General features: G+C 65.5%; 15 protein-coding genes. 5 read left to right on the top strand and 10 right to left on the bottom strand.

Annotation, left to right across the window (positions count from 1 at the left end):
* Together NV1_RS38545 and NV1_RS38540 are read right to left on the bottom strand one after the other, a co-directional pair.
* Positions 1-671: hypothetical protein (locus tag NV1_RS38545; RefSeq protein WP_157117657.1), on the bottom strand; the 671-nt coding region annotated here is incomplete at its 3' end.
* A 60-nt stretch (positions 672-731) separates the two neighbouring features.
* Positions 732-1,265 carry a cupin domain-containing protein gene (locus NV1_RS38540; protein ID WP_084526529.1) on the bottom strand — a complete coding sequence of 178 codons (534 nt, stop codon included), beginning with the start codon at positions 1,263-1,265 and terminating at the stop codon, positions 732-734.
* 258 nt (positions 1,266-1,523) lie between these two features.
* On the opposite strand from NV1_RS38540, the gene NV1_RS38535 reads away from it, so the two are divergent.
* Both NV1_RS38535 and NV1_RS38530 read left to right on the top strand, forming a co-directional pair.
* The gene (locus tag NV1_RS38535; protein WP_218027348.1) at positions 1,524-2,480 is read left to right on the top strand and encodes an AraC family transcriptional regulator; all 957 of its coding nucleotides are present in this window, start codon (positions 1,524-1,526) and stop codon (positions 2,478-2,480) included.
* A gap of 178 nt (positions 2,481-2,658) precedes the next feature.
* Positions 2,659-3,279, top strand: a complete 621-nt coding sequence (locus NV1_RS38530) for a hypothetical protein (RefSeq protein ID WP_067903502.1) — start codon at positions 2,659-2,661, stop codon at positions 3,277-3,279.
* A gap of 17 nt (positions 3,280-3,296) precedes the next feature.
* Here the strand turns inward: NV1_RS38530 and NV1_RS38525 are convergent, their stop codons facing one another.
* The 3 genes from NV1_RS38525 to NV1_RS38515 all read right to left on the bottom strand — a co-directional run bounded on the left by NV1_RS38525 (position 3,297) and on the right by NV1_RS38515 (position 8,428).
* A complete protein-coding gene (locus NV1_RS38525; protein WP_067903506.1) occupies positions 3,297-5,252 on the bottom strand; it encodes an acyl-CoA dehydrogenase family protein in 1,956 nt (651 codons plus the stop codon).
* A 129-nt stretch (positions 5,253-5,381) separates the two neighbouring features.
* Positions 5,382-7,676 (bottom strand): glycoside hydrolase family 65 protein, encoded by a 2,295-nt coding sequence (locus NV1_RS38520; protein ID WP_169813523.1) that lies wholly within the window; start codon positions 7,674-7,676, stop codon positions 5,382-5,384.
* A 179-nt stretch (positions 7,677-7,855) separates the two neighbouring features.
* Entirely contained in the window at positions 7,856-8,428 is a 573-nt protein-coding gene (locus tag NV1_RS38515; protein ID WP_067903496.1) for a hypothetical protein, read from the bottom strand.
* A 277-nt stretch (positions 8,429-8,705) separates the two neighbouring features.
* On the opposite strand from NV1_RS38515, the gene NV1_RS38510 reads away from it, so the two are divergent.
* The gene (locus tag NV1_RS38510; protein ID WP_067903493.1) at positions 8,706-10,115 is read left to right on the top strand and encodes a wax ester/triacylglycerol synthase domain-containing protein; all 1,410 of its coding nucleotides are present in this window, start codon (positions 8,706-8,708) and stop codon (positions 10,113-10,115) included.
* Between the two features lie 10 nt (positions 10,116-10,125).
* On the opposite strand, the gene NV1_RS38505 is transcribed toward NV1_RS38510, so the two are convergent.
* The 5 genes from NV1_RS38505 to NV1_RS44815 all read right to left on the bottom strand — a co-directional run bounded on the left by NV1_RS38505 (position 10,126) and on the right by NV1_RS44815 (position 16,174).
* Positions 10,126-11,367, bottom strand: a complete 1,242-nt coding sequence (locus NV1_RS38505; protein WP_067903490.1) for a fatty acid desaturase family protein — start codon at positions 11,365-11,367, stop codon at positions 10,126-10,128.
* 8 nt (positions 11,368-11,375) lie between these two features.
* Entirely contained in the window at positions 11,376-12,488 is a 1,113-nt protein-coding gene (locus tag NV1_RS38500) for a ferredoxin reductase (protein WP_067903487.1), read from the bottom strand.
* Positions 12,489-12,918: 430 nt separating this feature from the next.
* Positions 12,919-13,242: a hypothetical protein gene (locus NV1_RS38495; RefSeq protein WP_157117656.1), complete on the bottom strand. Its 324-nt coding sequence runs from the start codon at positions 13,240-13,242 to the stop codon at positions 12,919-12,921.
* 124 nt (positions 13,243-13,366) lie between these two features.
* Positions 13,367-14,080 carry an FkbM family methyltransferase gene (locus tag NV1_RS38490; RefSeq protein ID WP_218027347.1) on the bottom strand — a complete coding sequence of 238 codons (714 nt, stop codon included), beginning with the start codon at positions 14,078-14,080 and terminating at the stop codon, positions 13,367-13,369.
* 351 nt (positions 14,081-14,431) lie between these two features.
* Positions 14,432-16,174 (bottom strand): cutinase family protein, encoded by a 1,743-nt coding sequence (locus NV1_RS44815; RefSeq protein WP_245714149.1) that lies wholly within the window; start codon positions 16,172-16,174, stop codon positions 14,432-14,434.
* Positions 16,175-17,008: 834 nt separating this feature from the next.
* Between NV1_RS44815 and NV1_RS38480 the strand changes: the two genes are divergently transcribed.
* Positions 17,009-17,248: an MbtH family protein gene (locus tag NV1_RS38480; protein ID WP_067903476.1), complete on the top strand. Its 240-nt coding sequence runs from the start codon at positions 17,009-17,011 to the stop codon at positions 17,246-17,248.
* Positions 17,249-17,390: 142 nt separating this feature from the next.
* Positions 17,391-18,089: a hypothetical protein gene (locus NV1_RS38475; RefSeq protein ID WP_157117655.1), complete on the top strand. Its 699-nt coding sequence runs from the start codon at positions 17,391-17,393 to the stop codon at positions 18,087-18,089.
* Positions 18,090-18,123 lie beyond the last annotated feature (34 nt).

The following is an 18,123-nucleotide window of genomic DNA, read 5'->3' as shown; positions in this document are numbered from 1 at the left end:
CTCGCTTCGGCCTCGAACAGGATCTCTTTGTGCCGCCGGGTGAGCTGGTGTGGGCTTTTCGCGGCCCAGAAACAGTAGTTGAGCAGGACCAGCATCGGCGGCACGCCGAGCAGGTCCGGATATCGCACATGCCGCTGCGGCCACTCGTGCCACCACGATTCCTGCCAGACATCCGGGTGCGATGTCATCGGCAGGCGAAGTCGCTGCCCAGGCTCCAGAATCTGCACGCCCAGACGACGCAATTCCCGCAAGGCAGCGACGGGGACGTGTTCGGATTTCGTCAGAACCGCCCAGTCCTCGGTCGACAGCCGCTGCACGGGTGGGGCGAGGATCGGCGCTTGGAAATTCATCCTGTCGTGCACCCAGGCCACCAGGGCGTGAGGCATCGAGACGGCGGTCATCGTATCGTCGGCGACCAACTCCACCTGCCCGCCGGGACCGAGCAGCGCCTTCAGATTCCGGGCTAAGTAGGCAGTCACCCAATCCTGCGGTGTCACCAACGAGTCGATGTCATCCCAGCGGCGATTGCGGGCACCCTCGATCACCGCCCGCGCTGCCACTCCGACCGAGCACTCGTGCCAGCTGTGCTCGGACCAGTGCGCTCGGGCCGCGTACGGGCTCAACGACATCGGGTAGATGTCGCAGGTGTCCTGTTCGTCCGCAAGTCCCATCACGCCCTCCCCTTCACCGGCACACCACCCAGAACCTTCCGTACCGACAAGCAGGTTCGGTCAACGCGCACCACACAGGGTGTAGCAGAAGACGAACGGCTCGGTGCCGTCATTGAACCACGCGTGCAGAGCCCCGTTCTGCACGATGCAGTCGCCCGGGGACAGCTGTACGTCGATCCCCTCGCCCACGCGCATGCGGCCCCGGCCGCTGAGCACGACCACGAAGTCGACCGTGCCAGTGGCGTGCGCCCCCGGGCGGGTGGTGTCGAAGGTATTCATCAAGCCGGGCAGCTTGGCTTCGGCTTCGGCTGCGGCGGAAGCGAATTCGGCCTCGGACCACTCGGCCGGGGGTTCGTAGGTCAACCCCGGCGGGACAGTGATGAACCCGAACCGCAACCCGTCCGGCCCCGGAAAATACTGGCCATATGGCTGCTGCGGGATCTCGGTCAACGGCAGGCGGGCCGGCTCGTCCAGTTCCCACATCCGGTGCATCTCGGCACCGGGAAGCAAAGCCAGGGTGACCGGTTCGATGTCGCGGTCCTGTAGCACTCGCGCCTGCCCGGCCTCGTCATGTCCCACCACAATTCTGCGCATCCGCACACTCCTCGACTTGTCGGCACCGGATGAAAGCGCACCGCCGCTGACTGCGATTTCGCTTGGCGCGCAGCGGTACAACGACGGTATCGATGCGGGCGTTCGTCCCTGTAGTCCGCGAGCGCAGGGCGATGGTCCCGGCGCGCACAGTTCACCGACGCCCGATACCCCACTGTCGCGAGTCCACCGGGCTAATCTGATGGCTGTCCGGCTCCGGCCGGATCCAGCGACGATGACGAATTCCGGGAGTCCGGGTTGGTGAACCGCACACCTGATGCCGAATCGGCCACCACGGAGGTGATGCATCCCCGTGAACGCGTCGACTACTGGGCGCACCTGATCGACTCGTATCACGGCCGCCTGGGTTATCGCTTCCCGAGCCGCAGCGACTTCCGGGGCCGCGCGCTGCGGCGCCGGACGGATCTGTACCAGCTGGTGGGGTGGGAATCCGACGCCGTGACCTACTGTCGCGACCGCAGGCACATCCGCACTGCCCCCGACGAGGATTACCGGCTCGTGTTGGCCACCACCGGACAAGTCCTACTCCGTCAGGACGGCGAGGGCGGTTCGCTACCGCCGGGAACATGTGCTCTGGTCACCATCGACCAGCCGATGGAAGTCTCGATGAGCGACCGCAGTACCGGGCTGATCATGACGATTCCCCGGCACGAGATCCAGCACCGCCTCGGCCGGACAGCCGCACCGGTCCGGCCGTTGGACCTCACGACCGGACTCGGCCGCGTGACCGCCCGAATCGCTGCCGGCCTGCATTCCGAGCAGGACACCCTGACCGCACGCCAATTCGACGCGGTCTCCGAACGACTGGTCGACCTGCTGTGCATGCTGATCCTCGGCGAGTCCCCGGCCGCGGCGACGCACACCGACGAGCTGGTGGAAACTGTTCGCGAGTACGTTCGACGGCACGCCCACGATCCGGCGCTGACCGGCGCCGCCATTGCCGACGCGCTCGGTTGGTCGCTGCGTCAGATCCAGTCGGTCCTCCAGCGTGCCGGTACCACACCTCGCGAGCTCATCATGGCCGAGCGTCTGCGGCTCGCCCGCACGCGCCTCGGCGCGCCCGCCTACCGGCATCTGAGCATCGCCCGGATCGGGCTCGACCTCGGCTTCGGTTCGGCCGGCAGTTTCAACAAGGCCTTCCGCCGGCATTTCGGCGTGACACCCGGCAGTGTACGAGCAGACGCCATGCGTCCGTGACTTCGTCGCGCACCCCGGCCAGGCTCGCGATCGGGGCGGGCGAACGTTTCGGCCCCCAACCGGCGTGCCGCCCCGGCGGGCGACCACTATTGCATCGGCGGCCACGGAAGAGCAGGGTGAACAAGGTACCGGTGGCGCCACCGGGGCGCTGCCTTCGAGTCGAGAAGGGGGTACGGACGTGTACGCACGCTCCACCACGATTCAGGCGCGACCCTCCGAAATCGATGCCGGGCTCGCGTACGTTCGCGACGAGGTGATGCCCGCTCTCACCGGCATCCCGGGCTGCGTCGGGCTGTCACTGTTGGTGGACCGGAGCTCGGGCCGGTGCATCGCCACGAGCGCATGGGATTCCGCGGAAGCGCTGCACGCGAGCGCGGACCATGTGCGCCCGATCCGCGACCGGGCCGCAGAACTCTTCGGCGGCAGTGCCAAGGTCGAGGAATGGGAGATCGCCGTCCTGCACCGTGAGCACAATTCGCCGCAGGGGGCCTGCGTGCGCGCGACCTGGCTCAAAACCGCTCCCGACCGACTCGATGCCGCCGTCGAGGCATACCGAAGTCAGTTCCTGTCGGAAATGGAAACCCTCGAAGGCTTCTGCAGTGCGAGCCTGTTGATCAACAGGGCATCCGGTCGCGCGGTGTCGTCCGCCACCTATGACAGCGCCGAGGCGATGGCCCGCAGTCGCGACCAGGCCGCGTCGCTGCGGGCCGATGCCAGCCGTCGATCCGGCGCGGAATTGATCGACGGCGTCGAGTTCGAATTGGCGCTCGCGCACCTTCGGGTTCCCGAAATGGTGTGACGGCGCTCGGGCCGCTTCTAGGTGGTCGCCTCGGTCCGAGTGGACGGCAGGAACGGAGCAAGCAGATTCGTCTCGGTGGACGGGCCCGGTTCCCATTCGGCGATCCACGGGCCCGTCCCCGCACTCGGATCGAGCACACCGTTTTCGAGCCACCGGTACCGGCCGTCCAGGATTTTCCGGGCCAATGCCGTGTCGGCGTCGTCGGTGTTGTCCCACAGAGCGTCGAACAGTTGGCGCACCCGGACACGGGCTTGGCGGCAGAACACGTCGGCCAATTCCTGTGCGGCGTCGGCGTCCGCGCTGTTCTCGGCTCGCAGCGCCCGGGCCCGCACGCAGGCGGCGGACATCGCGAACAGTTCCGCGCCGATATCGACGATGCGGCCCAGAAAGCCTTGGCGGTACTCGAGTTTCGCCTGCCAGCGACCCATCGCGTACATCAGCGACCGCGCCTGTTTGCGCGCGGAGCGTTCGACGAAACGCAAATGTCCCGCCAACGGCCCGAATTCGGTGAACCCGCCCGGCGTCGTCCCCGCCCCGACGGCCAACTGCGGGAACCACTTGGCGTAGAAACCGCCCGCCCCTACGGCGGCCTTGGCCTTGTCCTTGAACTGCGCGTTGCGGTCGACCAGCGCACCGGCCGCGGCCATGTGCGCATCGGCCATCTCGCGCGCGATCAGCAGTCGCATGATCTCGCTCGATCCCTCGAAGATGCGGTTGATGCGCAGATCCCGCAACAACTGCTCGGCTCCCACCGCGCGCTCGCCCCGGGCACGTAGCGAGGCCGCGGTCTCATAGCCGCGCCCGCCGCGGATCTGCACCAGTTCGTCGGCGATCCGGCAGCCCACCTCCGATGCCCACAGCTTGGCCAGTGCGGCTTCGATGCGGATGTCGTTGCGCCCCTCGTCGCACATCGCGCCGGACAGATCCAGGACCGCCTCGAGCGCGAAAGCGGTTGCGGCGATGTAGGACAGTTTCGAACCGACGGCGGCGTGCTGACCCACCGGCCGCCCCCACTGGACGCGGTTCAGTGTCCATTCGCGGCCGATCCCGAGCGACCATTTGGCCGCCGCCGCGCACAGAGCGGGGATCGCCAGTCGACCGGCGTTGAGGGTCGTGAGCGCGATCTTCAGCCCGTCACCTTCGCGGCCGATCAGATTGCGGCTGGGTACGCGCACGTTGTACATGCGGGTCAGGCCGTTCTCGATGCCGCGCAGCCCCATGAAGGAGTTGCGGCGCTCGACGGTGATGCCGGGCGAATCGGCCTCGACCACGAATGCCGAAATACCGCCTCGATGCCCGTCGCTCTTGGGCACCCGCGCCATGACCACCAGCAACTCGGCCACGACGCCGTTGGTGGTCCACAGCTTCACGCCGTTCAGTTCGTATGCCTCGCCGTCGGCCGTCGGGGTCGCGGTGCTGGCCATCCGCGCCGGATCCGAGCCCACATCGGGTTCGGTGAGCAGGAACGCACTCACCGCGCCGCGGGCGCAGCGCGGCAGGAACTCCCGTTTCTGTTCCGCGGTGCCGGCCAGCTTCAGCGGCTCGGGCACACCGATCGACTGATGCGCCGACAGCAACACTCCCAGGCTGGGGTGCGCGGAGCCGACCAACATCAGCGCGCGGTTGTAGCCGACCTGCGAGAGCCCCTGCCCGCCGTACTCCTCCGGGATCTTGAGCCCGAAACACCCCAGTTCGGCCAGCCCGCGCACGTAGTGCTCGGGGATCTTGGCCTCGTCCTCGATCCGGCTGCCGTCGATGGTCTCGCAGAATTCCCGCAGGCGCCGCAGATATGTCTCGGCCTTGGCCTCGTCCTCGGCGGACGGCCGCGGGAAAGGATGGATCAGGTCCAGCCGGAACCGGCCGAGAAACATTTCCTTCGCGAATGACGGCTTGCCCCAGGTACTTTCGCGGGATTCCTCGACGAGCGCGCGAGCTTGTTCCTCGGTGGCGTCGACTTTTGCGGTAGTCGCCATGATGCCCTCCTCGAAGGTGACGCGGATCACATTCGAGTGTAGGAGCCTTGGTTACCCGCCGGTAGGGGGTTGGGCCAACTCACTTGGCGGCCATCTCTCATTTCCCGCAGGCGCGCCGGCCGAATGTGGTCAGCAGGCCGATCGGGTGGGTATTCGCAGGGGTCGCGCGGAGGTGACGGTTTCAGGTCCCGCGGGGGTGTCGAAGGTTATCGGGCCACCGGAGGCGAGGGTCACCGTCGTGGTGCGCGGCGCGATGCGGACGGTGACGGCGCCGGCGCCCACCGCGAGCCCACGGATGGTCAACCCACGTGAAAATCCTTGGGGCAGCACGGGATTCAGTCGCGGATGAGAATCGGTCCAGCGCAGTCCGGTCGGAGCGTAGAGCAATCCCTGCAGGAAGCCGGCTGCGCCGGTGACGAAGATCCACGCCGCCTGACCGAGTGCGTTCGCGCCGGAACGGTCACCGCGTGCCTCGGATTGAAAGTCGTAGGGACCACGCACATATGGCCGCACCGACTGGTCGAGGAAGTGCTGGGTGCGGCAGGGGTCGTAGTCGGCGCTGAGAATCGCGCCGACGGCATTGCTCATGTTCGGGCCGCCGGGGTCGGTCCGATCGAAGTAGTAGTGCAGCGTGTCGACCGGCGAGTACCCGGGTGAGGTGTAGGAGAACGGGTAGCTGAGCAGCACGGTATCGGCCTGTTTGATCGGCGCTCCCGCATACCCGAGGTATTCGGCGGGTACCCCGGGGGCGATGTCGGGTGGCATGGCCATGTTGGCGGCGACGTCGGCCCAGCGCGGGTCGACCGGCAGCCCGGCCGTCCCGGCGGCCCGGGCGGCGATGCGCATCGTGTTCATCACTCCACCGTTGGTGAGAGCGTTGTCGACCGACACCGCGACATACTCGTCGGCCCCGGCCGCCGGCACGTAATGGTATTTCCCGTCGGGCATTTTCGGGCCCACCCGGGCGGTGAGGTAGTCGGCGATGGCGGTGATCACCGGGGCGCCGGTGGTGTGCAGCCATTGTCGATCGCTGGTAGCGGTGTAGTACTGCCACTGCGCCAGGGCGATCTCGTTGCTCAGGTGTTCCTCGGTGAGTCCGCACACCACCGGTGAGGCGCACCGCTGGGCAGGACCGTCGTTCCACGGGTACAACGCGCCCGGGAATCCGTAGCCGCGAGCATTGGACCGCGCGGATGGCAGGGACCGGCCACGAAAGTCGACTATCGTGCGCGCCAGGTCCGGGTACAGCGCCAGCAGTGTCGGGAAGATCCAGGTGTCCGCATCCCAGAACGTCATGCCGCCGTAATCGTCGGAGGACAGTCCCGCGGGCTGCACGGCCCACCGGTCACCCGCACGAACACTGGCCAGCACCGAATACAGGGCCGCGTGGATCCACCGCATGTAGTCCTCGCGCCCGGCGATATCGATTCCCTTGCGCCACAACTGGTTCCACGCGTCGGTATGCGCGCCGTATTCGGTGCGGTAACCCGCCGCCCGGCCGGACTCGGCCGCGGCGGCCGCGGCAGCCCGCGGATCGGGGCCGTAGTCGGTCGAGGAGATTCCCACGTACTTGGTGAACGTGTACTCGCCGCCCGCGGTCACCGGCGTGGTGTAGCGGATCCCACTGGTGGCGGGCAGTGCCGCGGCCGCGGTGTGCCGGGGCGTATCGACGGCCGAAACCACGAATGCGGTGTCCGCCGAGCCGTCCGCGCGCACCCCGGCGACGCTCTGCTCACGGGCCGGATCGGCAAAGGCGGTCACCGGGGACACCCGTCGCGCTGCCGCGGCGTCGATCAAGTCGGTGACCTCGACGTCTCCGGAGAAGTCGGGGACGAGGGTCAACCGCTGCACCGCCAGGTCGGGTCGCGAGCGGGACACGAACGTGTCGTAACGCAGGCGCACCCGATGCCCGGGATCCGGCGTCCAGGTGACTCGAGTTGTCGCCGTTGCCGTCCGGTAATCGAGCGTCTGGCGGTAGTCGTGCACCGCCGCCGGATCCACGTCGGCCCGGTATTCATGACCGAGGACCCCGACGGTCAGCCCCGACCAGGCCGGCAACGCCGCGATCACCTGCGTGTACTGCGGCGAGGGAGCCGCCCGAGCATAGAAACCGGCCAGAAACGTGCCGGTGTACCGAGGCTGCTGCAACGGGAACGCGGTGCGTGCCGTGTCTCCGTAATCGTGGTACCCACCACCGCTGGGCGGCAGCATCGTGCCGATCCGGCCGTTACCCAGATACGGGGCAGCTCGAAAATCGTTCGGCGCGAACATGTCCGACGTGGCCGACCACTCCCCAGCCACGCCGTCGTCCGCGCGTGCGACACCAGGTGGCGACGTCGTCGGGACCAGCACACCGGCCAGTACGACCAACACCACCCACAGCAACCCGCCCCGCCCCCGCACGACGCTTCCGATCCCGATCACGCCGCCCATCCTCGGAATCGGGCACGGGCCGGTCAACACGACACGCGCAAGCGGGCGCGTCGCGGCTCGGCACCGGTGTGGCTCCATCGCCCACTGCCGCGCGGTCGCGGAGCCACCGAAGCCGTGGTCTTCTGCTGTGTCGCCCCTACCTGCAGTCCGATCGAACGTTCCGGCAGGTCTCAATCGAGGCGGTAGGCGGCGTCGGAGATGGTGAAGCCGTGGCCGTGGCCGTGGCCGTCGCCGGTGCGGCAGGTGACGCCGGTGGCTTCGTGGACGACGCACTGGGTGCCGGCGACGCGCAGTGCGACGTCGTAGGGCAGGACCTTCGAATCCGGGCCCGCGACGGGAGAGCAGGCGTTGCCGAACGACGCCCGCGTGCCGGTGCTGACCGAGATCGTGTTGGGCTTCAGTTGTCTGCCGGTGCAATCGGAGACCGTCGGGGTGCCGGGTGGGAATCGGCCGTTACAACTCGCGCGGCCGGCGTCGATGCCGCAGAGGAATCTGCCGCTCGGGGATTTGAACGTCGTGCCGTAGTCGGTGTGGTACTCGGCGGGGTCGGCCGTGGCAGGCGGACCGGCCTCGGCTTCGACAGCGGCGAGGGCCGGTGCCGGACCTTCGGCCGGAGTGGCCGAGTGTGCTCCGTGCCCGCATCCGCCGATGAATCCGATGGTTGCCACTGCCATCGCGATGCCCGTCGCCCGTCCCGCGGGCGATGGGCTCACGATGCTCGAGATATTCCGGAACAGCGTCATGAGGTCCCCTCTGAGCCGAGGTGTCGGTGTGGACCGACGTGAGCGTCGGCCCGTCCTTACTGACTTGGCTATGCCCTGCCAGGCTCCCGCAAACCTGACGCGGCGCATCGATCCGAAGATCGGCGAATTAGGGCCTTTCGGGAGTGGGCGACGGGCGTTCGGTCTCTACCGGCGCACCGGTCGACCCGAATAGCCTCGGTTGTCGAGCGACAGAGAAACCGACGCCGGGCACCGTCCGGCAACGCTCGTCCGGCGTCAGGCATTCGAAGGCAGGCTGATGACGGATACCCGCGAGTCCCATTTGACCCAGTCGGACTTGTTCTCCTGGAGCATGGAGCGCGATGCGATCCTGCGCTCGACAGTCACGTCGATCCTGATCCTGGACTCCCTCCCGGATGTGGACCGGTTCCTGCGGCTGGTCGATCGCGGATCGCGAGTGGCGCCGAGGTTCCGGGAAAGACTGGCGGCCCTGCCGACCGGCTTGGCTCCGCCCCGATGGCTCCTGGACACCGATTTCGATCTGTCCTGGCACGTGCGTCACATCGCATTGCCCGCGTCGACGGATGTCTCCTCGGTGCTGGAGTTCGCGCGCTACGAGGCGATGACCGCCTTCGACCTGGTTCGACCGCTGTGGCAACTGACGTTGCTGAGTGGTCTCACGGGCGGCAAGGCCGCGTTGGTTCTCAAGTTCCACCATTCGTTGAGCGACGGCCTGGGCGGCCTCCAGTTGGCGAACGAGATCGTCGATTTCACCCGGTCCGGTGACAAGCGCGGTCCGGTTCCCGAGCGGGTGACCGAATCTCGCGGCGAGTTGGCCGACATCCTCGCCTGGAACGCGGCCATCGGTTCGGCGCTGGTGCGCAACGGGATCTCGCACCTGCCGGTGCTGGCCTGGCGAGCGATGACCGATCCGGTTCGAACGATCCGTGACGGCGCCGCGATGGCCGTTTCGTTCGCACGTCTGGTACGCCCGGTGACCGATACCTGGTCACCGGTCATGACCAGCCGTGGGCTCGGACGACGACTGGCGACGATCGATGTGCCGGTCACGGGACTGCGTGAGGCGGCGCACGTGGTCGGCGGCACGCTCAACGACGCGTTCCTGGCCGCGATCGTGCTGGGCTTGCGCGCCTACCACGCACGTCACGGCGCGGCCATCGAACGGCTCCGGGTGACGATGCCGGTCAGCCTGCGCAAGCCCGACGATCCGATCGGCGGCAACCGCCTCACGCTGGCCAGGTTCGCGCTCCCGGCCGACAGCGAGAGTCCCGCCGTACTGATGCGGGCCTTGCACAAGGCGGTCGTCGACTGCCGGCGCGAACCCGCCATGCCGTATTCGGCCGCCGCGGCGGCGGTGCTGAATTGGCTGCCCGTCGGCATGGTCGGCGCCATGTTGAAACACGTGGACTTCGTCGCCTCGAACGTCCCGGGGTCGCCGGTGCCGATGTACGTCGCCGGCGCCGAGGTGGAGCGGATGTACGCCTTCGGCCCCACGATCGGCACCGCATTCAACGTCACCCTGATCTCGCATATCGATACCTGCTGCGTAGGGATCAACGCCGACACCGCCGCGGTGCCCGACCTGGATGTCCTGAAGGATTGTCTCGCCGGTGGTTTCCGCGCGGTGCTCGACGCGGCGGCCACCCATCGATCCGGCGAGGCCGCCGGTGCGGACCGTCCAGGGTGACCCCGCGAGGTCATTTCGCGGGTCGCACCCGGGCGTGCCTCAACTCGCGAAGGGCGGTCCGCAAGCCGCGGCGCTTACCGGTTTCAGGATCGACACCGAAGTGTACCTGGATACCCTCGCGGACGGCGAACCGCAGTTCCGATGACGTTTCCGGGGCATCGTCGGAGGTCGCTCGGAGTAATGCGTTGGGCAGCGCCAGCTTGGCGATCGTCCGGAACGATTGGAGGTATTGGCCGCCGAGCGAACCGGTCGTATAGGGGAGGTCGTATTTGTCGCACAGTTCGCGGACTCGCACGCCGATCTGCTCGTAGCGGTTACTAGGCAGGTCGGGGAACAAGTGGTGCTCTATCTGGTGGCTGAGATTGCCGCTCATGAAGCGCATCAGCGGCCCGGCCCGGAAGTTGGCGGACCCCAGCATCTGGCGCAGATACCAGCGCGGCTGATCCTCGTCCTCGAACTCTTCGACGGTGAACTTCTCGGCGCCGTCGGGGAAGTGACCGCAGAAGATGACCATATAGGCCCAGTAGTTGCGGACGAAGTTGGCAGTGGCATCGGCCGTCAACGTCGTCTTCCAATTCCGTCCGGCCAGCGCCGGGTAGATCAGGTAATCCTTGGCCGCCTGCTTGCCGACCTTGGTTCCGATGACGCGCAGGTCCTTGAACGCCTGCCGCCACGTCTTCTCACCGTTGCGCAGCTTCTCCACCTCGAGGTGGTGCAGGGCCACGCCCCATTCGAAAAAGGTCCCGAGAAGCAGGTTGTATACCGGGTTGCCGATATTCCACCACTCCCACGTCTGGTCACGGGTGACGCGCAGGATGCCGTAACCGACATCGTCGTCCATCCCGACGATGTTGGTGTATTTGTGATGGACGAAATTGTGCGAGTGTTTCCACTGCACGCTGGGACAGGTGGTGTCCCACTCCCACGACGACGAGTGGATCTCCGGATCGTTCATCCAATCCCACTGCCCGTGCATCACATTGTGGCCGAGTTCCATGTTTTCGATGATCTTGGCCAGTGAGAGCATCGCCGTGCCCGCGAGCCACGCGGCCTTGCGGTTACTGAACATCAGCGTGACCCTGCCGCCGGCGGCCAGCGCGCGGTGCAGCGTGATGGTGCGCCGGACATACCGGGCGTCGCGCTCGCCGCGCGACTCCTCGATGTCACGGCGGATGGCGTCGAGTTCGGCGCCGAGCGCTTCGATGTCGGCTGGGGTCAGAAGCGCGTAGATGTCGATGTCGGTGATGGCCACCCGGCCTCCTAGATATCGAGAGTGCATTCACCAGACACGCTGCTGATGCACGTTTGAATTCGTTCTCCTTCGCGGCGTTCTTCACCGGTACGCAGGTCGCGGACATACCCACCGGCGAGCGGAAGGACACAGGTCTGGCAGATGCCCATCCGGCAGCCGAAGGGCATATTGATGCCCAAATTCTCGCCCGCCTCGAGAAGTGTGGTCGCGCCGTCGATCCGCGCCTCCTTATCCGACAGGGCGAACCGTACCGTCCCGCCTTCACCGCCGTGATCGGTGCGGGCGATGGCGAACCGTTCGATATGCAGCCGCTCCCGCAGGCCACCGCGCTCGTAATGCGACTCCATCGAGTCCAGCATGCGTGGCGGTCCACATGCCCAGCAGTCGCGTTCACGCCAGTCGGATACCCACTCGTCGAGACGGGAGACCGAGAACTTACCCATTTCCCGAGTGAGCTGAAGGTGCAGTGTGTAGCTGGGGTTCTTGTCGGCGAGGGCTTCCAGCTCATCGAGGAAGATGACGTCGCCGCGGGTCGGCGCGGAATGGACATGGCGGATATCGGGCCGCTGCCCGCGCGATTCGAGAGACCGCAACATCGCGATCACCGGGGTTATACCGCTGCCCGCGGTGACGAACAGGATCTTGCCCGGGACGGGCTCGGGCAGATGAAAATCGCCGCGCGGCGCGGCCAACCGGATGATGGTGGAAGGCGCCACACCATCGACCAGGTGGGTCGACAAGAAACCGTCGGGGTTGGCCTTGACGGTGATCGCGATCGTTTTCTTCTCGGCCGAACTGATCGATGTGAGCGAATAGGACCGCCACCGCCAGCGGCCGTCCACCTGCAGTCCGATGCCGACGTACTGGCCGGGTTCGTACCCCGCCGGGAAGCCCCACCCGGTGCGGATCGTCACCGTGGCCGTGTCCTCGGTCTCTTTGACGACGCCGAGCACCTTTCCGCGAAGTTCACGGGCGGTCCAGAGTGGATTGATCAGGCGTAGATAGTCATCGGGAAGCAGCGGCGTGGTAGCACGGGCGAGCAATCCGCGCACGATGTTGACCTCGGGCTTGTTCGCGCCGACGCCAACGGCCGGACGCGCACTCCATCTCAGCAGCCCCACAAGAGAACCTCCTTTCCGTGTACAAGTGTACACTGAAATGGCGCCCTTGCGCATCTCGCTGGCCCCCGCTCTGTTCGATATTGAAATGTCGCGCAGAGGAACCTGGAGCCACCTGCACTGTCGAGCGCCAACCCTGCCCGCGGCGTCGAACGCGGACGCCGATATATCTGGGTGAACATGTGTGTACAAGTATCGACATGCGACACTCCGCGCCGGATTCTCCACCGACGGACGGCGCGATGGAGATCGAGAAGACCCATTCGAGCCCAACGGTCCGCTGGGGGGGTGAAGGGAATCCTCTCCCACGACCAGTACTACCCGGTAACCGAAAGACGAACCCGCGTAATTCCGGCAGGTCACCTCGTCACCCCATCGCGCGACAGCCCACGGGTGGACCCGCCTCGATCTCCGGTCGGACGGCGATGTGCCGTCACCCGATAGTTGCGGCGCTGACTGCGCGATAGGCGAGCAAGTACGTCACGAACAGATGCGGATGCTCGTCCCGCAGCGCATACAACGCGGACGTATCGGTGGTGTAGCCGGGTGTCGGCGGCAAACCCAGTTCCTCGAACAGCACCTTCTGCAGCTCCTGGCCGGAATCGAGGTCGACCGGCCGACCGATCAGCTGGCAAGCAGCAGAATGAAAGTGCGCCGCCGCGTCGAGCAGCTGGCGGCGCCTTTCCTCCCCGAGGTCATCGACGTCGTCGGGTTCACGTGTCACCGAACCAGGGCCGGTGGAAGTGGAATCTGTCATGAAATGCATTCGTTACAGACGGTGTGCCCGGATCACCGCAGGTCCATGCATGCATGGATCGCCTCCGACTCGTCGGGAATGCCCGAAGACCGGCGCTCCCCTGCCTGCCGCCCATCGAATCGAGTCAGTTGACCGGAGGCCGGGCAGCGTAGACCTCATGGAGTTCGGTCCCGACCAAACAGGGGTCTTGCCTGCGGTTCGGCGACAGTCCGTGCCGACTCAGCAACTCGCACACCTGTTCCAGTCGGCCGTTGGTGTCGTGCACCTCGGCCACCACCGCACGAATACGCGGCCAGTCCATTTCGGAAATTCCGCGCAATACGTCCAATTCAGCCCGCTCGACATCCACCTTGAGCAATGCGATATCAGCATCGGGGGCATGTTCGGACAGTATTTTGGAGACCGTGGTGACCTCCACATCGATCTGCTCGCCGTCATGCAGGCCGGCAGTAATATGTCCGATCGATTCATCATCCAGACCGCTGTTGCGCAGAAAAATCTTCGTCGTCTCGTCATCTTCCGCGCGGTCGGCATACATACCGGAATTGGCCGACGCCCGCGGGTACCAGGTGAACGGCAGGATTCCGGGCGCGGCACCGACGGCGGCCTGGAGCGCCACCCCATGAGGAACGTGAGCGGCCATATTGCGCTGCAGGCAGTGAAAAATAGTCGGTACAGGCTCGGCCGCAATGACCCGGATTCCGGGGCATGCGTCGGCGAACATCATCGCGGTGAGGCCGATATTCGCGCCGATATCCAGGATGATCTCCTCGGGCCGAAGGCGCGCGGCGGCGTACCGATAGAAACCGCTCGGCGCCATCACCTCGCGCCACAGCATGCGCGCCTCGGCCGGACTCGTACAAGTCACCCTTACCTCATCGCTGAGTCGCAACTGCTGCAGTGTGGACGTCATACGTTCGCGAACCTCTCGTAGTAGGACCGATGGTGGCCGGAGCGTCCCGAGATCACATTCCTTGTTCTCCCGTCGACACTCGATGACATTTACGTGGAAACGAAAACCCAACCCCCCGAAGCTCCCGGCGATTCTAGTCGCAGCATTTCGATCCAACACATATCACGGTGGCATTTCATCTCGAGAATTTCGATGTGCGGTCGAGTCCTGCAGTTGGTGTACGGTCTGACGTCGGCGAGTCCGAGTCGGCGAGACGACTGTATTGAATCAGCACGTTCAACCATCGTCTACACCGCTCTCATCGGCACCGGGACTTCGTGATCTTTTCGAAGACACCCGATCCGGCTGCTCTGCCGGCCAGATCCTGCGGGCACGAGCCGACGAGCGATTTGCACGACGGAGTCGGCAGGCGCCCCGGCCCGATATCAGAATTACGGTAAGGCCGAGCAGGAGCAGAACCGCTCGGCGGGTGTACGAATCGCGGGGCGAGCGAGAGCCGTCGGCGAAATCGGGTTTTTCGGGCGATGCCACGGCTGGGTCTGCGCGGCCGTGGTGCGGCGCGGCGGAAGTGCCATGAGATGTGGTCGGCGAGTCGGCCGAGGGAGTATTTCCCACAGAAATCCCGGGTGCGGCCGGACCTGTGAGGTGGCCGCTGTGCAGGTGCAACTTCCGGCTGGCCAAGTCGCGAGCAAGCGCAATGAACCAGTCGCTGAGCACGGTGGTGGTCGGGCGGATCCCACCATAAGAATGTGTGTATCCGCCGTGCCGGCGAATGGTATCAGCGAAGTGACTCCAAACATGCGGATCAAGAAGTTCCGCATTGTCGGCGCCGATCTCGCCGAGCTCATCGAAGATCTGAGTGAGTAGCCGAAAGGCGTCGTGCTGTGGTGCCGGACGGGTCGAAGCGGACTTGATCGCCATGCCGAGCCGGACAATAGCCGCCAAGGGGTCACGAGTCGCAATACCGGCGATATCGGCGTAATCAGAGCTGGACAGTACGGTCCCGGTAATCGCAATAAGTGTGTTGACTGTGGCGGTAGCCAGCTTCAACAGCGCCTTGCGAGACTGCGGATCGGCCGGGACACGGGGGTCGGCGGCTTCGGCGAGCCGGATACTGAGAGGCTTGCTGGGGGTCAGTGAAAGGGTCCCCAGCGAATAGCCGTGTACGTCCTCATCGACCACTGCCGCCAGGGTATTCGCGATTGCCGACCGAAGTACACAAGCGATCGACGATAGCGTCGCGACAGGATTGTCCGGTATCAATTCGGCCCGGCCGGCAATAGTCACGATCATATGCAGTATCGGCGCCCTGGTGGGCGCGTCGCAGGCCAGGTCACCGGGCAGGCAGACGGATGCGACCCGCCCGGTGAGTTGCCCGAAGTTCTCGGCGATGTCCCGCACCGGGCCGACGCCTTCCCCGGGCGGGGTCGGCAACGAAAACTTCGGCAGGGTGGCTACTTTCACCCCGACAGTGCCGGGGGCGGGGTCAGGATGATGCTTGCCCGGCGCTCCGGGAAATATCGGTGCGTCCGGACCGCGGGTCGGATCACCGAACAACGCCACCGCCGCCACTTTGTCTGCGGACACCGTGCTGTCTCCCGCGCCGATCTCGCGCGCGAATATCGAAACGACATGCGCGCCTTGAGAGTAGCCGACCAATCCGAGTTCCGTATCGGGGCACCGCTGCACGATGTCGGCGGCCATCGCCCGAAGCCGGGACACGCCACCGGCCACAGACTCCGCGTACGGCGCCCGGCTACCGGGCACGAATCCTCCGAAAGACGCTTGGTAAGGAACGTACGCACGGCCCGCAACAGCCGGGCCGACAGCGGACACCACCGGAACGAAGATGGCCGACAGTGTGCCGCCATCGACGGAAACGGGTGTGTCGGGCGATGATTCGCTTGTTCCCTGCACCCCGAGGAGAAAGAGACTCGGGCACGAGTGCAAATCCAAGGAACGGCCACCCACGGGATCAGCCGTCGATGACCCCGTTGCTATGACGGCGATAATACACATGAGCATGGCTGATACCAGCGACCGCGCACTTCTCGAGCATGCCTGTATTTTCGGCATCAACGGGCGAATCCTCCAAATGGAACTCAACACGTATGGTGGCGAATAGTTCCTTTGCCAACGGTCGTCCCGCTGGTTCGAACAGCAGTTGGTCCAGTGTTCCGGTGCCCCGGAGGCCGCTACGCCTATTCCGGACGAAACGCCCGTCCACTCGGCGAGAGCAGGAGTTCTGGCGACCGGCCATCCTGCTGCGGAGTAAGTCGCGCGGAGCGTCTGCACTCGGAGATGTTGCCTAACGACTATTACTGTACGCAGTTCGAGGCTGCAACTATCATCGCGCTGACACCTCGACGTGTCGGCCGTGCCGCACGTTACCCGTCCCGATGTCGGCGCCCACACGATTCGCATGGATCGAGCCGTTGACACGCCGATGCGGGGCGCTGCTTGACGTTCAAGTCTGCGGGAGATAAATTTCATGCCGGTTCTCATCCGTGCGCCGCGCGGCAGCATATTCCGTGCGATTCGCAGGCTTCGTCTGCGGAGAATCGACACGTGCGGAGGCAGAACCGGGTGTGTTATCTGCAACAAGGCCGGAGTACTCGTCGACCGAGACCGATGTTCGATCAGCGAGCGCTCCCGAATCCCGGGTGCGCGTCGATGCACGCACCCGGGATCATGCCTATTGCCCGGCAATCCTGAGATGGGTGGACGGATTCCGCCGAGGTCCCGCACGTGCTCGAAGACCTTTTCGCCAAGGTACCGAAATTCTGTCCGATCCCTCAGTGGCCGGATCAGAACTTCACGCATGTATACAACGCCAGTATCCAGTGAGGTGGAATGAGCACGAACCCATTCGACGACGAAAACGGCCGGTTCTACGTTCTAATCAATGACGAAGAACAACATTGCCTGTGGCCGAGTTTTGCCGAGATCCCGGACGGGTGGCGCGGAGCATTCGGCGCGGACAGCCGGAGCGCCTGCCTCGAATACATCGCCAAGACCTGGACCGATATACGCCCGAAAAGCTTGCGAACGTCGATATACGCTGACAGCGAGGCAACGCAGGCCACCGAGTGACCTGACCATTCTGCACAGGGCCCGAATATCGAGCGTCGATTTTCGAAGCATGCCGCCGTTTCTCCGAAGAAAGGTCGTTATGGGCGCAGGCAAAAACATAGACCCGCAGCCGCATCGCAGTCGAATCGGTATCACGGTCGTCATGGGCACGATTCCGTTGGCGCTGGCGATCGTTGGGGCCGGTACTTCGGCCGCAGCACCATCGCACGCGAATCAAATCATTCCGGGGGAACAGGTCACCCGATGGGTGCGCGGGGACACGCCAATCACCGGACACTACAAGGTTATCGATACCGCCGCGGAAACACTCAGCTCTTTGCAGGGTGCCCGGCCGCAGCCCAACACCGCCTACCTTGCGCCGGTCGGTCAGCTGCATCTACCTGTTCCGGTGGCGCCCGTGCCACCGATCATGCCGCCGCCCGGAAAGGTTCGGGTCGGCGATCTCGAGGTCACCCCTCCGGACTGGCTCGACAAGCGGCTGACAACCCAGATAAACGATCAGTCGGCGGTGGGCGAGGCATACGTTGCAACCTTCTTGGACTCGATTGGCATGGAGCGCAGCCGCTCCGACTACGTTGCCGCGCGGACTGTCGGCGACGCCGCAGTAGGGATGGCGGTCGGGACGGCCGCATCCGCGGCTGTTGCGGTGGGCTCGGTAGCGCTCGGTGGCCCGGGAGGCTTGATGACAGCGGGGATAGCGCTCGAGGCCGGCCCCATGCTCGGTGCTGCTGTGGGCGGCGTGGTGGGTGCGGTGGACGGAATTACCGCACCAGCACACGATGGACACCGGCGCGTGGCGCCGGGTCGTTCGGTGCGACCCCCCAACTCCGAACGCACCTGAGCACCAACTGAATACGATTCGGCAAGAGCGGAGT

It is taken from the genome of Nocardia vaccinii NBRC 15922 (assembly GCF_001613305.1).
GTDB lineage: Bacteria > Actinomycetota > Actinomycetes > Mycobacteriales > Mycobacteriaceae > Nocardia > Nocardia vaccinii.
The sequence above is the reverse complement of the archived record's forward strand: the minus strand, read 5'-3'. Positions and strand labels throughout refer to the sequence as shown.

Coding starts and splice junctions, on each gene's coding strand:
- NV1_RS38525 (WP_067903506.1), bottom strand. CDS start 5,252: ATGGCGACTACCGCAAAAGTCGACGCCACCGAGGAACAAGCTCGCGCG.
- NV1_RS44815 (WP_245714149.1), bottom strand. CDS start 16,174: ATGTGTATTATCGCCGTCATAGCAACGGGGTCATCGACGGCTGATCCC.
- NV1_RS38490 (WP_218027347.1), bottom strand. CDS start 14,080: ATGCTGTGGCGCGAGGTGATGGCGCCGAGCGGTTTCTATCGGTACGCC.
- NV1_RS38495 (WP_157117656.1), bottom strand. CDS start 13,242: ATGACAGATTCCACTTCCACCGGCCCTGGTTCGGTGACACGTGAACCC.
- NV1_RS38475 (WP_157117655.1), top strand. CDS start 17,391: ATGGGCACGATTCCGTTGGCGCTGGCGATCGTTGGGGCCGGTACTTCG.
- NV1_RS38515 (WP_067903496.1), bottom strand. CDS start 8,428: ATGACGCTGTTCCGGAATATCTCGAGCATCGTGAGCCCATCGCCCGCG.
- NV1_RS38510 (WP_067903493.1), top strand. CDS start 8,706: ATGACGGATACCCGCGAGTCCCATTTGACCCAGTCGGACTTGTTCTCC.
- NV1_RS38540 (WP_084526529.1), bottom strand. CDS start 1,265: ATGCGCAGAATTGTGGTGGGACATGACGAGGCCGGGCAGGCGCGAGTG.
- NV1_RS38480 (WP_067903476.1), top strand. CDS start 17,009: ATGAGCACGAACCCATTCGACGACGAAAACGGCCGGTTCTACGTTCTA.